Raw genomic sequence first — 16,328 nt, forward strand, 5'->3', positions numbered from 1 at the left:
ATAGACCACTAAGCTGATCACAACGGAGTAGAACGGATAGCGCGGCTAACAGCCAATTATAATTCATCATTCAAAATTCAAAAATCAAAATTGAATAGTTCTACTTATAAGAATTCTTAATTCAGCTTTCTTAACTCTTAACTCAACATTCTTAACTTGATTTTATACCTTATATATAGTATAGTAAAAAAGTCCACCTAATAAAGATGGACTTTGGGGTTAAAGATGTGTGCCGTTGAGGAGATTTAACTTGTCATTAAACTTTAGGTGATAAACGGACTTGTATTTACTTGCATCCTTTTGGAATACCTTTAATTCTTCTTGGGTATCGTTATCTATAAAATTCCAGAGCTCTTGATTTACTTTAAACATTTTAGGGAGGGACTTTTTAATTTTCGTATCCCAATCCATGTAGTATCTATCGAAGTCCGTTGGATGTAACACTTTTCTACAATTATCGAAACCACAATTGAGCATCATGGGTTCATCTAGGTTAAAGATTCCGTACTCATCGGTAATTTGCTCTCCGGCTTTGATATCTCGAATGGCAATTTCAAAACCATAGCCTGTACTAATTGTATTACAGTTACAACAGTGATTTACATATTTGGCAAAATCCCAACTGATGATGCGGTATCCTCTTTGGTCTTTATAGGAATACTTTTCTATTACCTCTTGCATAGCAGAGGAATGATTTTGGTATTCGGTTGGACTCACTTCCAGTTCTAAACTATCTTTTACATAAACGATGGTTCCTTCTGGTATATCAGTTTTGGCAAATACTCCGTAACCGATTTGCTCACTGATGAATTTTAATTCCGTATGGGGGTGTATCATATACGATAATAAAACAACATAATTTTAGTTTTCATTTTGCACCTCATTGTGCAATTATAGACTAAAGTTACGCCAGAAAATCATACGAAATTCACCCCGCGAAAAATTTAACAAAAGAAGCTAATGCTGGTTATACATGTGTTTTAAAAGTGTATTTGCTTCGGCAGATATTTCTCGTTTTTTATCGATGATATCGGCAATGCTGTGCACCACAATTTTGTTGTCTTGGTAACCAATAAAAATACGGTTGTTTCCTTTTAACAACTGCAACACACTCTCTGCTCCCAGGGCCGTAGCTAAATAGCGATCGAAATAAGAAGGTTTTCCTCCCCTTTGCATGTGTCCCAACACCGTAGAGCGCAGTTCATGCTTAGGCAAAAGACTTTTCATTTTCGCTACCACATCTCCACTACCACCGGCGTCATCACCTTCTGCCACGATAATAATTGCGCTACGCTTCCCTTTATACTGTGTTTTAATAGTGTTGGCTACCTCCTCTAAATTGGTGTGGGTCTCCGGGATCAGCACATCATCGGCTCCAGCTGCCAGGGCTGAATGTAAAGCCAAAAACCCCGTATCTCTACCCATTACTTCTATAAAGAAAACGCGGTGATGAGAGTTAGCTGTATCCCTTATTTTATCTACAGCATCAATTATCGTATTTAAAGCCGTATCGTAACCTATGGTGTAATCTGTTCCAGCAATATCGTTATCTATTGTACCTGGTAGAACAATTACTTTGAGCGCTGGAAATTCTGTGGCCAATATTTCGGCCCCTTTGAAACTTCCATCCCCTCCTATTACAACCAAAGCATCGATGCCTCTCGACTCCAATTGTTGGTAAGCCTTGGCTCTTCCTGCTTGAGTTCGGAACTCTTCACTCCTAGAGGATCCTAGAATTGTACCCCCTTGCTGAATAATATTGGCTACCTCATCATAGCCCATGGGTTGAATATCTCCTTGAATGAGACCATCATATCCATTTCGAATTCCGAAGGCTTCTATATGATGATAAAGCGCAGTCTTTACAAAAGCCCTAACTCCCGCATTCATACCCGGGGAATCTCCTCCACTGGTCAATATAGCTACTTTCTTCACGCTCATTATAATTGCTCTGTATAGTTTTTGAAATTATTGAGTATGGCTTGCCAACCTTGTGTTTGCATTTCCTCAGGATTTTCTTTTTCAGGATCAAAACATTGTGTTAATGTAACCGATCCGTTTTCTTCTTCGAAGCTACATGTCACCTTTCTTCCATCTTCCAAGGTATAATCTAGCTGAACACAAGGGTTTACTACATCAAACTTTGCTTTTAAATCGAAGCCCATACTTCCATCTACCGCCTCCATTCTATTGTTCATTTCACCACCAACTCTTAAATCTACACTGGACTTAGGGCAACACCACGAAGGATGTGCAAAATTCCACTTGGTTATATGATCAGCATTTGTGAAAGAATCCCAAACTTTATCTTTCGACTGATGAATGATTGCGGCAACTTTTAGCATTTTGAATACGTTTTATTTCTACAGCTTTAAAATAAGGATAATTCTTTAGAAGATAACTTCTGGCTTGGTTCTTTACGTACACTTTTCAGGTTAACCCTATTACTTACTCTTGAAAGATACACGAAGTAACTTAAGCTAAACATTTCATTCTATTTAAGTTACATTTCTTATTTTTGGTAAAACACGAAATCTATGACACCCACTCTCTGTAAGAATAAATTCGTTCTTTATCTATTTCTCCTTTGTTTAATAGCACCTTTTTCATGGGGACAAAATGGATATTTTGAAATCAGTTCTTACATAGACAATGGGAATCCAAAAACATTGACCAACTACGATTATCAAAGTCATTCAGACCCTGAAATTAATCGTGTTTATTATTACGGTAGATTCAACAAAACGACATCCACAGTATCCTCATCCACTCCAGGTAATTTCTTAACAACGAATGGTACACATACAGACACCAGTATGATGGGGAATTATGCCTTTCTTATGGTTACTGACACCACAGGAACTTTAGAATATTCAACCCTCATCCCTTTTGGTCCAGGCAATACTTTCAACCTTCAACTTTACACAAAAAATGGAGATGTTTACTTATATGGAAATACACCCTCTGATAGTTTAGCAACCACAAACAACTCTAACCAAACCAGCAATAGTGGATTTATTCCTCACGGATTTATTATTAAGTATTCTAACAACACCATTAGCTCCAACGGTGTTCAACCCGATTACGCAAGTTATATAGGTGATAGCTCCTTGGTGGATGTGCAGAGTATAGAACACGATGGGAATACACTTTGGCTTTTGTGTAGAACCGGTGACACAACTTTACCTGTTACACAAGTTGCCAATAGTGCTCTCGCCACCTACAATTGTTATTTGTTAGGAATCTCTGATGCCATGATGGCGGCCAACAGTCCCATAAGCGCTACACCCTATGCACGATACTTTACATCAGACTCCCCCAACCTCATCCCCCGAAGTATATTATCTAACAACGGGAACCTTTATCTATTGATAAGAAATTTGGGCGGTAATTTCTACCCTATAACACAATCAAGTTCTGGCTCTTATGAAACTGTGCTTGTAAAAATTAGTGCGGCAACGCTGGCGAACAATTTAGCCTTCACCGCCGCGAATGGAAACTACAGTACTTATATCCCTATAAAAGCAAGTTTACCCACACAATCGGGTCAACTCTTACTCCACTCCAATAACAAAATTTTGCTTTGCGGTTTTCCAGATGGTGCCAACCTTCCCTTTACGGTTAGCAACTATCCCTTTGACTTGCAGGGATTGACGATAGCAGCCATTAGTGAGAGCACAATGAATAACAATTTGGCTTTCCCCCAAAACAATAGTGATTACCTCGCGCAAACCGGTATGCCCACCTTACAAGGATCTAGAATAAGGTATGAAAGCTACCAAGGAGATTTGTTTATTTACACACGTGCAGGAAACACAAACCCCAATAATTTAGTAGGTGTAACAAACAACAATGCGGTAATGACAGGTCCCTTATACCTTCAAAAAATTGGTGCATCCACTTTAACCAACAACCTCTCACCGAATACAACTTCGAATGATTGGATACAGTTTTTCGGCACACAAGGCTTAGACAATATTCGTCATTTAAAAGTGAATCAAAATGGTATTCATATTACAGCAGAGACCAATGCTTCATCCTTCACTACTGGACTCTCTTTCCCAACAAATTACACGGCTATCACACCAAGTTTCCCTACTCCTAACAGCTCAAATAAATTCGGTTGGTATGTTAACTTATGCTTTGATGGTTATATCAATTATTCTACCTTACTTTCCAATGCTAATTTCACTGGATTATCGTTAGGGGTTACAAATCACGCTACGTATATCACCTCAAGAATTATCCACTCTACCAATAGTACATTATCAGAACCTGCGCATCCATTAACCTTATCAACTTCTAATTGGGGAGGTGAACAAAATGAGTTTGGATTTCAAAAAATTGTATTTAAATCAGAGGTTACGATTACCGATAGTATTTTTCCCGTTTCACAAACAGTATGTAAATTTGCCACACCTGAAATGCTAGGGTCTGTAGCTCCAAGCTTTCCGAGTGACAGTCTTCCTTCTTTATATTTAGAAAATCAAGTTCTTAATCAATATATAGGCAGTAGTTATTTTCACTATCAATGGCAAATTTCAGCTTCTCCTAGCGGACCATGGACTAATATTTCTGGTGCCAATTTACCAAGTTACCTGCCCAGTGTAACGACCTTTGACAAGTATTACAGAAGACTAACTTACATACAAAATTGTGGAAACAATACACTTTTTTCAACCAGTAATGTTTCTGCCATATTGGTCAACAACCTAACGGCTCAAACTGTAGATGCTGGTGGACCTTATCATTCATGTCCTGGTGTAGCCTTAAACATTGGAGGTGCACCAACAGCTATTGGAGGATTAGCACCTTACACCTATGTATGGAATCAAAATATAGATTCGGTAGCAAATCCTCTCTTCTCTACCTCTCAAAATGCCATTCTAGAATTAACAGTTATTGATGCCAACGGGTGTATTAAAAAAGATCAAGCTGTATTTTACGTTCATCAAGCCAATGCTGGGCCCGATAGAGCAATATGCGATGGAAGTCCAACTTCGGTAGGAACTCCCCTTCAAGGTTTATCTGGGGTATCGTATAATTGGACACCCTCGGCAGGTTTAAGTTGCACCACTTGTCCAAGCCCTACAGCAACACCTACAACGCCTACTCAATATATCTTTACACAAACCTTGCAGTTAATAAATGGAAGTAGTTGTACAACCACCGACACGATCAATTTAGATATTGTTGCGGGACCAGGACCCAACTTTGCGGGTGCAGATACGGCCATGTGTTATTATGGAAGTATCAATATAGGTTCACCTTCTCTACCTGGTTTTGTCTACGAATGGAGTCCTATTGATGGTTTAACGACAACCAGTAATTCAATGACTGCATTTTATCCAACCTCCTTAACGAGCTCTGGTAATTTAAATCCCATTACCTATACATTAACTGCTCAAAATCAAAACTGTTTTTATACAGATGAAGTAACTATATCTTACATGCAAGCCAATGCTGGTCCAGACGTATGTGACTCCGGAGCCATAGGGACAGCAGACAATACACCCAGCTTAAATGAAACTTATAGTTGGTCAATTTTATCAGGGCCTGGTGATTTTACTGGTCCAACAAACACAGCAACTTCATCAGCTTATACTTATACAGGGCAAAGTACAATTTTAGAACTGGAAGTTACTTTGGACGGCGTTACTTGTGTTGATCAAGTGGTAATTTCTGATTGTGGAGGTTCTGCCAGTGCTGGAGGTGTTGGTTCAAACTCTCCGGTTTCTTGTCCGAGTAATATACTAGCGGGTGACACCATCACTTTAGCAGCTACTCCTATTCCCAATCCTAATGTGGTATACAACTGGTCTCCCCAAACAGGGTTATCGGCATATACAGGACAACAAGTTGAATTATGGACAAACCAGCACACGTATTACTATGTAACCTCTGTGGATACGGTAACCAATCAAGTACTAGCCTATGATTCTGTAGAGGTAAATAATCCACAATGGACCTTACCAGATGTGAGTTTGTTGGATACCTTAATTTGTCCAAACACCACTGTGGCTATCTTAAATAATTACAACAGTAATTACACCTATTACTGGTCTGGGTTACCTTTCGGTGCAGGAGCAAACCCTTATGTTACTCCTTATGCCACAAGTACCTATTATGTTACGGCACTTGATCCTTCTAACGGATGTTCAGCCTCAGATACCTCAACAATTATCGTTGATAACAAACAAATTTTTTCTGCTGCGGGACAAGATAAATTCACCTGTAGCAATGATATTATTCAAATTGGAAAAGTGGAGGATACCAACTTTACTTATTTGTGGAGTCCAGCCATTGCTCCTTGGCAAAATGGAACAGATGAGTATGATGCAGATCCTTATGTAAGTTTATCTACCACCACACAATTCTTCTTGACTTATACAACCAAATTGGCCGGATGTGTTTATCAAGATTCTGTGACCATAACCATTAGCGACCAACCTATCGCACCCGTTATTCCAGATGAAAGCTCTTGTAATGGTGGCTATACTTCTGTCAACTTAGGCAATCAAAGTGGAATTGAATACGCTTGGTCTCCAGCTTCGGCTGTAAACTGTTCTACCTGTAGCTTTAACGCGCTTTCCCCTGCCGCAACAACGCAATACACAGTTACCCTCTATTACGAAAACAGTTCGGTGTGTCCAGACTCATCTTCTACTTCATTTACCATCTTCGTTTCAGACCCATCTTTTAACTTAACAGACTTCACATATTGTTATGATGGTTCTGCAACCAGCTTACTGAATAGTAATCCCCCCGTAGGTTTTTCTCAATATAGTTGGACCCCCTCTAATTTATTTACCAACCCGAATACCATGGCACCCGATGCAAATTTGGTGAACGGAAACTATCAATTAAATTTAACCGTTACGGATAGTGCAGGTTGTACAGCCTCTGACGTTGTGAACATCACCTCCTCTCTCCCTTCGCCAAATGCTGGATACGATAAAGTTGTTTGTTTAGATGATTTACCGGTAAGTATAGGAAGTCCGAATAACACAGGTATTTTAAGTTGGTCGCCCGCTATAGGAATAGCAGATCCTAGCGCTGCACAAACTACTTTTACCACTACCACTCCAGGTACTTATAATTTGATACTCACCTCTACGGTTGGAAATTGTAGTCAAACAGATTCAGTTCAAGTTACAGTTCACGGTCAACCCGCAACGCCAACATTAACAGACCAGATGGTTTGTTCAAACGGGTGCGTGGATATAGGTATCACAGCTGTTCCGGGGATGTCATATAACTGGTCACCAATCACAGGCTTAACAAGTACAAATTCAGCAACAACAACGGCTTGTGTTTCCCAAACTAGTCAATATGATTTAGAGATCACTGACCAGAATGGATGTTCTACAACAGGCAGTGTCAATATCATAGTAAACAATGTACCACCGCCCGCCATTAGTTTACCTCCACTTACGGTTTGTGATGATGTTCCTACAGTAAACATTGCTTATCAAATAAACCCCGCAACTGGGAATTATGCGTATACATGGGGACCATCCTCTTTGTTCAGCAATCAAACATCTTCCAACCAAACTCTGAACACTCCTGCCCTGGGTAATTATAACATTTCTTTAGAGGTATTGGACCAATCAACAGGGTGTATAGGTAGTACAAATACGAACTTACAAGTAATTGATTGTAGTTTAATAGATACGTGTGAAGCTGACATAGACCTCAACCTTTCTGCTTCTGCATTGTGTAGCACTGACACGCTAAACTTCCAAATTAGCAGTGATACTATGCCCATCAATTATAACTGGACCTATACGGGATATTCTTCTAATTCCTCAGGTTACACCTCTTCAGGAAACATCATTTACACCAACACCATTAACCAAATAGATACCGTTCATTTCCAAATCTCACCTTATTTATCAACTTGTATTATAACCCCTATCGATAGTTTTTTCATTGTTTACCCTAACGTACAACCCAATTTATACGCTGACTTATTGTATTGTGCGGGAGATAGCAGTTTATTTTACACGGATGATATTTATACGTCCTACAATTGGAATGGCACCATAAATACGGATACTTCTGCCTACTTCACAGCTCAAAACAACCCTATACTTATCTCACTCACGGATACCAATAACTGTGTGTACACGGAAGAATTTAATATAGCTGAACACAATTGGCAAAACTATTATGATACGACCTACATTTGTATGAATGATTCTGCACTCATACATGGAAATTATCAAAGCCTGGCTGGAACCTATAGCGATACCTTCTCAACTGCCTTGTGTGACAGTATCAGCACTGTAACTTTACTCGTTAACTCAAGTGTAAACCTGACCAACAACTTCAGCTCTACAACTATTTGTCAGGGTGATGATATACAATTGAATTTAAGTGGAGCCGTTGATTATTATTACGATGGAAATCCCATCAGCGCAACTGAATTGATATCTATAGATTCAACTTCAACAATAATCATTTACGGTGAGGATGTAAATGGATGTTCAGATACACTTCAACTACAAGTAACCGTTAACTATACGGATAGTGTAACACTTTTTCCCCCTCCCATATCTTGTGATTACTTTGAAGGATATTTGAATATGCAGTCTGCTGTGAGTTTAAGTGATTGTCAATGGACACTTTCGAATGGAAGTACATACAATGATTGTAACCCGCTGGTTAGTGTAAATTCAACAGGTTGTTATGATGTTAGTTTTAGCGCCACAGATCCAAACGGTTGTTTAATTACTGCCAATGGTACAAATTTCATCTGTATAGAAGAAGGGCCGCAAGCTCAATTTACCATGACTCCGAACGAGGTTAGCACCATCAACAATCAAGTCACCTTCATATCACAGGCCACAAATGCCACTGATATTACTTGGCTAATCCATCAAGATCAATTCTCCACGGAACAAGTTTATTACAATTTCCCCACCGAGAACCCGGATAGTTATCAAGTATGTTTAATTGCAACCTCAAGCTTAGGATGTATAGATACCAACTGTATCTTACTAGAGGTTAAAGAAGAACTTATTCTATATGTTCCAAATACTTTTACACCAGATGGGAACTCAATCAATAATGAGTTTTTTGCCGTCTCAACTACGGAAGTGGAAACGTTCCACCTACAAATCTTTAACAGATGGGGAGAAGTGATCTTTGAAAGTAAAGACATCAATGAAGGTTGGGATGGAACTTATAAGGGAAAACTTTGTCAGGACGGAGTTTACACTTGGAAAATAAAATACAAAGAAATAGATAAACCCGAACCGAACTACATGCAAGGTCATGTAACCTTGGTAAAATAAAAATGAAAAGGGAGGTATTGTACCTCCCTTTTTTTTATGTTCTACAAAAAGAAAGGATAAAAAATCTAATTAGTTTTATGGAATATTAATTCAAACCTCATCTCTATAGCGTATGCTATTCAAGAAACGAAATTTAACACACTTAAGTGATGCCGAATTGGTGGATCTCTATAAGCAAAAACAGCAGAAGCTTGTGATTGCAGAGGTTTATCAACGCTACGGACATTTAATGATGGGACTTTGCTTAAAGTACTTGCAACAAAGTGATTTAGCGGAAGACATGGTGATGGATATCTTTGAAAAGTTACCCAAACTACTCCTCAAGCACGATATCACCTATTTAAAATCTTGGCTGTATACAACAACCAAAAACGAATGTTTGATGGCGCTGCGTAAAAAGAAGCATCATTTTAAAGACATCACCAACGAACAAGTGGCTTACGAAAATGAATTGGAAGACAAACAATTCTTAGACCTTCAATTGGAAATTGTTGAAGAGAAAATGGATGAATTAAAAACTCATCATAAAAAAGCGCTGAAACTCTTCTACATCGAAGGAAAATCTTACCAAGAAATTGCGGATTTACTCCATATTGATTTAAAGAAAGTAAAAAGTGATGTGCAAAACGCGAAAAGAAATTTAAAAATTAAACTACAGGAAGATGTTGTATTTAAATCTGCTCAATAGAATATTTGGTCCTTCTAAAGGCGTAAGTCGGGATGATCTAAAGGAGTACCAACAAAACACTCCTGGTATAGACAAGAACGAAATTGAACGCGCTTCACTTTCCGATGACTTCGAAGCAGAGGCTTTTGAAGGATGGGAAGGGCATGATGTCCAAAAACACATGCAATCCTTAGATAATAGATTTGCCAAAACTCATGGAGGTTCTTCTAAAAGATGGACTTTAGCTCTTATTGGAGGAAGTGCATTGCTGACACTTTTATTTATTTACCTTAATCTGAACACGGAAGAAGCTAAAAATATAGCTCAGGAGGTTCAACAAATTCAACCTGCTGAAGAAGGTTTACAAGAAAACACAGTTTTTGAAATTAAGGAAAGTAATGAGGAAGTTGAAATAGAAGCAATCGAAAACCTTCACCCCAAAGATCTTGAACATACTTTAGACAGAACAGAATTGGTAGAATTGAGAAAAGGAAACTCTCCTAAAGCTGAAGAATTCCAACAATCTCAATTATTAATGGAAAAACTAAGCATAGACGAGGTTGAATTAAAACAAAACCCCTTGCCTGAATTAAGTTATCTTCTCAAGAAAGAAATTTATCTCTACGAACTCAAATTGGTAGACTATAGGCCTTATCGTAAAGAGAAAATGAAGGAAGAAAAGTTAGTGATGACGGGTACTCCAGCTAGTCAAGAAACCAAAAATTCTAATGAGACTCAAAATTTTGAATTAAAAGAAGTGGACATTCCTTACATCGATTATTTGGACAAAAGCATGTATTACTTCTCAAAAGGTATGTACAAAAAGGCGCTTGTTCGCTTCCATAAAATATTGGAGTATTTCCCAGAAGATGTAAATGCTCGTTTTTATGGAGGTTTGTGTTACTACAATTTAAATGATGGAAAAGCAGCTTTAGATTATTTCAGTAAATCCTTCTCTCCTGCCTACGGGAATTTCAAGGAAGAAGCAGAATGGTTAAGTTATTTAACTTACGTTGATCTGAAACAAAAGAAAGAAGCCAACGCACTGCTTCAGCAAATTGCCCAACAAAAGGGCTTCTACAGTGAAAGAGCTCAAGCAATATTAAATAAGAAATAAAATTATTTCCCAAAAAAAGCCCCCCGATGATTTTCGGGGGGCTTTTGCTTTATGCTTGTTTATCTCTCACCATTCTTTTTAACAATGGACTAGGTCTGTATCTGTCTTCACCATATTCCTCGAATAATTCTTGCAATTGGTTCAATACCGTTTCTTCACCTATTTCTTCCATCCAAGCCAACAATCCCTTTGGATAGTTCACTCCTTTGGTCATGGCTAAATCTATATCTTCTTTCGAAGCAATGTTTAAGAACAAAGCATCAACCGCCTCATTGATCAACATCGCCAAAATTCTATTTAAGATTTTTCTTCCCAAAACCTCATCTTTCGTAGGCTCAGGTTTTACAGCTCCTTCCGCGTAATCGAAGTATCCTCTACCCGATTTTCTACCTAAGTAACCCGCTTCAGCATGACGCTTTTGTGTAAAGCTTGGCTTGTAACGTGGATCATAGTAGAAAGATTGGAATACAGTTTCAGTAACGGTATAGTTAATGTCATTACCGATGTAATCCATCAAAGTAAAAGGTCCCATTCTAAAACCTCCCAACTCAGTCATTGCCCAATCAATAGTAGCAAAATCTGCTACTCCTTCTTCATATATACGCAAAGCTTCACCGTAGAATGGTCGAGCAACACGGTTTACAATAAATCCAGGAGTATCTTTGGCCAATACGGTTACTTTCTTCCAAGAATCAATGATAGCTCTCGCTTCTTTCGTTACTTCCTCACTTGTTTGTACCGCTGGGATAATCTCTACCAAAGGCATCAAAGGTGCGGGGTTAAAGAAGTGTATCCCTATCATTCTGTTTGGCTTTTCCAATACAGAACCTATAGAGGCAACAGACAAAGAAGAAGTATTCGATGCCAAAATACAGTCATCACTAACGATAGACTCCATTTGCTTAAACATCTTGTGCTTTACCTCTAAGTTCTCAACGATGGCTTCTATGATCAATCCACAATTTTGAAAATCATTTCTATCTCCAGAATAGTTAATGCGCTCCAATATCGTTTCTGCTTCTTGGGCCGTATATTTTCCTTTTTCAACTAAACGACCAAATATTTTCTCCATGCTTGCTTGTGCTCTTTTCAAAGCATCAGCATTCACGTCTATCAAATTTACTTGGTGTCCGGCTTGTGCAGCAACCTGAGCAATACCCGCTCCCATTGTTCCTGCTCCTAAAACTCCTACTTCTATCATTTCAATCTTATTTTCCTGTAAACTCTGGTTTTCTCTTTTCTAAGAAAGCACTTGTACCTTCTTTAAAGTCGTGTGTTTGTCCAGCCTCTGTTTGCAACACTTCTTCCACGGCTAACTGCTGTGTTAAATCGTTGGTAAAACTTTGGTTGATCGCTTTTTTCGTAAGTCCTAAACCTCTGGTAGGCATTAGAGCTAATTTCCCAGCGAAGGCAGCCACTTCCTCTTCGAAAGTTTCTTCTCCTAACACTTTATAAATCATGTTCAGTTTTTCAGCTTCGGCCGCACTAACTTTATCTCCCGTCATCATCAAGGCCATTGCCTTTTGAGCACCAATTAAACGCGGTAAAAAGAAGGTTCCTCCAGAATCTGGAATTAAACCTATTTTAGAAAAGGCTTGAATAAAGCTTGCACTTTCCTTGGCAAAAACGATATCACACGCCAAAGCAATGTTTGCTCCGGCACCTGCTGCTACACCATTCACTGCTGCAACTACAGGTTTCTCTAAATTTCTAATTTTTTCAATAATCGGGTTGTAGTGCTTTGCCACGATAGATTTCAATTCTGGTCCGTTAGGATCCGTAGCTTCTGCCAAATCTTGTCCGGCACAAAAAGCTTTTCCAGCACCTGTTAATACCACACATCTTACGCTATCATCCGTAGCACATGCATCTATCTCGGCCTGCAAAGCCATCGCCATAGCTTGGTTAAAGCTGTTAAATACCTTTGGACGATTGAAAGTGATCGTGCGAACACCTCCGTTATTTTGTATATCTAAAACCATGATTTTTCTTTTGGGCGAAAATAGCCAATTTGTGTGCAAAAGCCAATCTTTACTGCCTTTGTACTCTGTTAGCCCTTTTCAATATGATTAATTATTATATAATTCTACAGATTGTTGGAAACGCATAGCCAATTCATCTCTCAACCATAAAGGTTTTACGACTTCAATTTCAAAAGCATAGCTCACCAATTGACGAATTAACTCTTCTGAAATCAAAACCTCCATCTCAAAACTGGTACGTTTTTTCCCTTCTTTTACAATTTTTTGAGAAGCGTGAAAAGGTTGAGACGCAATGTACTTTGCCGCCACATTATTGGCTTTGAATTTTATTTGTTCCGGACTGTTTTCGTTGGCTGTTATCCCCACAGAATGTTTAAAGAACAGTTCTGCATTAAAATTAGCAGGCTGTTTTCCCATTTCTTCAGATAACTCCAAATCCATCATTCTATCCAAACCATAGGTAATGATGCTATCCTTCACCAAATCAAAAGCGATAAGGTACCATCTGTTTCTATATTCCTTCAACAACAAAGGGGTAACTTTACGACGCTTCTTTTTACCAGAAACAAAACTTTCGTAATCAAAATACACTACTTTTTGTTCCTTGATGGCTTTCAATAAAGGACTTAAAAAATCACTTCCTTTAAATTCAGTTACCGTTTCAAACTGCACGTAATTATCCAATTCTTTGTCGTTAGGGTTGTTGGATATGTTTACGCGATCAAAAATTTTATCCAAAGCCGAACCAAATTGTTTAAACATGTCAACATCCCTAAACTGAACCAAGGTATTGGCTGCAAATTTTATGGCTTGTACATCATCCTCTGACAAAGGAATTTCATTGATGGTAAAATCATCTTCAGTGTAATAATAGCCTTTGTCTCTTTTCGAGTACTTAATTGGTGCATCATGTTCCATACGCATGGCGAACATGTCTTTCTCTATCGTTGAATCACAAATATTTTCACCGGTAGAATCTCCATAAAGCGCTTCTTCACAAGCCTGCCTTAAGTCTTGTTTACTCGGAAAGGGTTTGTATTTATTGCGTAAACATTTGTCTATAATTCTGTAACGAATAAGTGCATTTTTAATGTGAGGCATGATGAAATTTTCTTTCGTTCTTTTCCTGAAATGTGCGCGTAATAGCTGCGCTCATCAAAAATAAGAGAAAGCTTTTACAATTAACAGCAATGTTACTTTTTTCCGCGAATTTCACATCAATTTAACCTAGCATAGCCTTGCTTAGGATAGTGTTACTTTTCTGTAAAAAAGTATTTTAACATGAAACAATTCTTAATTTTAATGCATGAAAATAATTGTTGCTTTCATAGGACTTCTTGCTCTATACCAGGCGCGTGCATTTGAGCCTACGGCAGATAGTTCTGCACAGACTTTAGATACAGTTTGTTGGAACGATAGCCTCGTGCGTTTTGCTCAAAATCATCTCGGCACACCGTATGTTTACGGAGGTAGCTCCCCGAAAGGTTTTGATTGTTCTGGATTTGTACGCTATGTTTTTCAACAATACAATTGTACTGTTCCCCGAAGTTCTTCTTCTTACCATTCTTTTAACGACACCATACCTTTGAAAGAAATTCAAGTAGGAGATATTCTTGTATTCACGGGAACAAATGCAGCGATACGCAAACCAGGACATTTAGGAATCGTGACAAACATCACTGAAAATGAAATCATTTTTATACATTCGTCGTCATCTAAAAAACACAGTGGCGTTGTTGAAAGTAAATTATATACTACAGGCTACAGAAAACGTTATATTAAAACATTGAGATTACTACCATGAGAATTACTGTTTTTGCCCTTTTATTGATCACCTTATTTGCTTGTAAAGATGATAGTCTTACCTACGGCGAGGCGAAGTCTAAATTAATGTTGGGAGAATTTGAGGTATACGAAAACTTAGCTTCTTGTAACTGTGATAGTTTGGTAAAAAATGAAGAAGGTTTTTATCTCATGGCCGACACACTTTATACGGGTACGTGTTACTCTTACTATGCCAACGAACCCTCAAAAAAATTAGAAGCCAAACAAATCTTTAAAGGAAAATTGCACGGTGCTTACATCGTATACTCACCTGCTGGTGATACTTTGGAATTTAACCTATACAAAGAAGGTAGGTATTTGGGCAAAACTATAGCCAACGCTTTTGAGTGCAACTGTGACTCTTTAAAAGTTGTTGATCCAGAAGTTTTGATTAAAAAGAAAACCCTTTACGGATTTGATTACAACGGAGCCTGTATACGTTACTACCCCAATTCAGACTCCATTATTTACATGAGAGAGAATTACAAGGATGGTTATTTAGACGGCTCTTATTTCGTTTACGATAGAGAGGGAAACATCATCTCAGAACAAAAATATAAAGAGGGCGAATTGCAATAATTCGCTTTTTTTATGCTTTAAAAATTTACCAACTCTTTGTTGCATTCCTCTTTCATACAGCGGATAATTAGCAATTAAAATGGCGACTAACTCTTGGCTCAAATCAGGGTGTTGAAGTATCACTTTTTGCATTACCCTAAGTGCTCTAGATTGAATAGTCGTTGTATGTTTATTTTTCTCCAAGACCTCCATTAGATAATTAATTGCTATGGTTTCTTGACTAGACGGCACACCACAGTACCTCCAATAATTAGTGAAGGAACTTTTAAAATCGAAGCCTTCGACTTTCTCGGCTATTTCCCATAATGTGGGTAAGTCGCGTACTAAATATTCTGGATTTAATTGTGCTAAATTTGAAATCATCCAGGAAAACCTCCTCCCTGTTTTTTCACACAGCAACAAGTCTTTAAATTGAGAAGGTAAGCATTGAGAACGCATCATCTCTATGGCCATAGCTTTGCGTTGCTCCTCTGAACTTTGAGGTAGTATTTCTATGAGTTTATTTCGAAAGCTTTTCATTTTTCACCTTTATAGCTTCATCTAGAACCTCTTTCACTAAAGCAATAGGAATATCTTGTAATGGATCAATCTCCATACTTTTCATCTTTTTTCTCCCTTTAAAATCAAGGGCTGGATGATGTAAAGAATTCCCATCAGAAAAAAGGATATAGGGTTGGTTGGATTTTTTATCCTTCCAGAGGTAACACAAAATTTTATCCCTATACAAAAAACAGGGCGAGCCATATTTCACACACTCCGTAATTAAACTATCCTGCTTTCGAATAATGGTTCTTAAGGCCAACCAGCAAGACTGTAAAGGTTCATCTTGCTTTAAGTAGATATGACTGATCTCTTCCATC

The 16,328-nt window shown here is 38.2% G+C and carries 13 protein-coding genes; 5 read left to right on the forward strand and 8 right to left on the reverse strand.

Translation table 11 applies throughout. The features are described from left to right. Positions 1-219 precede the first annotated feature (219 nt). The 3 genes from BM327_RS09745 to BM327_RS09755 all read right to left on the reverse strand — a co-directional run bounded on the left by BM327_RS09745 (position 220) and on the right by BM327_RS09755 (position 2,345). Complete coding sequence (locus BM327_RS09745) at positions 220-837, reverse strand: SET domain-containing protein (RefSeq protein WP_090248940.1); 618 nt, start codon at positions 835-837, stop codon at positions 220-222. Positions 838-957: 120 nt separating this feature from the next. After that, positions 958-1,941 carry a 6-phosphofructokinase gene (pfkA, locus tag BM327_RS09750; RefSeq protein WP_211664732.1) on the reverse strand — a complete coding sequence of 328 codons (984 nt, stop codon included), beginning with the start codon at positions 1,939-1,941 and terminating at the stop codon, positions 958-960. After that, entirely contained in the window at positions 1,941-2,345 is a 405-nt protein-coding gene (locus tag BM327_RS09755; RefSeq protein ID WP_090248942.1) for an SRPBCC domain-containing protein, read from the reverse strand. The genes pfkA and BM327_RS09755 overlap by 1 nt, the downstream gene beginning before the upstream one ends. A 192-nt stretch (positions 2,346-2,537) precedes the next feature. Here BM327_RS09755 and BM327_RS15785 point away from each other — a divergent pair, with 192 nt between their 5' ends. From BM327_RS15785 to BM327_RS09770, 3 genes are all read left to right on the forward strand, one after another. Beyond that, positions 2,538-9,299 (forward strand): T9SS type B sorting domain-containing protein, encoded by a 6,762-nt coding sequence (locus tag BM327_RS15785; protein ID WP_139230328.1) that lies wholly within the window; start codon positions 2,538-2,540, stop codon positions 9,297-9,299. 112 nt (positions 9,300-9,411) lie between these two features. Then, positions 9,412-9,987 (forward strand): RNA polymerase sigma factor, encoded by a 576-nt coding sequence (locus BM327_RS09765; protein ID WP_090248945.1) that lies wholly within the window; start codon positions 9,412-9,414, stop codon positions 9,985-9,987. Beyond that, entirely contained in the window at positions 9,962-11,083 is a 1,122-nt protein-coding gene (locus tag BM327_RS09770) for a tetratricopeptide repeat protein (protein ID WP_090248947.1), read from the forward strand. The genes BM327_RS09765 and BM327_RS09770 overlap by 26 nt, the downstream gene beginning before the upstream one ends. Before the next feature lie 49 nt (positions 11,084-11,132). On the opposite strand, the gene BM327_RS09775 is transcribed toward BM327_RS09770, so the two are convergent. From BM327_RS09775 to BM327_RS09785, 3 genes are all read right to left on the reverse strand, one after another. Beyond that, on the reverse strand, positions 11,133-12,281 hold the full coding sequence (locus BM327_RS09775) for a 3-hydroxyacyl-CoA dehydrogenase NAD-binding domain-containing protein (protein WP_090249858.1): 1,149 nt from the start codon (positions 12,279-12,281) through the stop codon (positions 11,133-11,135). A 10-nt stretch (positions 12,282-12,291) separates the two neighbouring features. Beyond that, positions 12,292-13,065: an enoyl-CoA hydratase-related protein gene (locus BM327_RS09780; protein WP_090248949.1), complete on the reverse strand. Its 774-nt coding sequence runs from the start codon at positions 13,063-13,065 to the stop codon at positions 12,292-12,294. A gap of 87 nt (positions 13,066-13,152) precedes the next feature. Then, entirely contained in the window at positions 13,153-14,166 is a 1,014-nt protein-coding gene (locus BM327_RS09785) for a helix-turn-helix transcriptional regulator (protein ID WP_090248951.1), read from the reverse strand. A gap of 205 nt (positions 14,167-14,371) precedes the next feature. On the opposite strand from BM327_RS09785, the gene BM327_RS09790 reads away from it, so the two are divergent. Together BM327_RS09790 and BM327_RS09795 are read left to right on the forward strand one after the other, a co-directional pair. Then, complete coding sequence (locus tag BM327_RS09790; RefSeq protein ID WP_090248953.1) at positions 14,372-14,869, forward strand: C40 family peptidase; 498 nt, start codon at positions 14,372-14,374, stop codon at positions 14,867-14,869. Then, positions 14,866-15,468, forward strand: a complete 603-nt coding sequence (locus tag BM327_RS09795; protein ID WP_090248954.1) for a toxin-antitoxin system YwqK family antitoxin — start codon at positions 14,866-14,868, stop codon at positions 15,466-15,468. Before BM327_RS09790 ends, BM327_RS09795 begins: the two co-directional genes overlap by 4 nt. On the opposite strand, the gene BM327_RS09800 is transcribed toward BM327_RS09795, so the two are convergent. Both BM327_RS09800 and BM327_RS09805 read right to left on the reverse strand, forming a co-directional pair. Further along, positions 15,433-15,987: a hypothetical protein gene (locus tag BM327_RS09800; protein WP_090248956.1), complete on the reverse strand. Its 555-nt coding sequence runs from the start codon at positions 15,985-15,987 to the stop codon at positions 15,433-15,435. The two genes, BM327_RS09795 and BM327_RS09800, sit on opposite strands and share 36 nt — an antisense overlap. After that, positions 15,968-16,327: a DUF1801 domain-containing protein gene (locus BM327_RS09805; protein WP_090248958.1), complete on the reverse strand. Its 360-nt coding sequence runs from the start codon at positions 16,325-16,327 to the stop codon at positions 15,968-15,970. The genes BM327_RS09800 and BM327_RS09805 overlap by 20 nt, the downstream gene beginning before the upstream one ends. Position 16,328 lies beyond the last annotated feature (1 nt).

Source organism: Lishizhenia tianjinensis (assembly GCF_900116425.1).
In the GTDB taxonomy this organism is placed as follows: domain Bacteria; phylum Bacteroidota; class Bacteroidia; order Flavobacteriales_D; family Crocinitomicaceae; genus Lishizhenia; species Lishizhenia tianjinensis.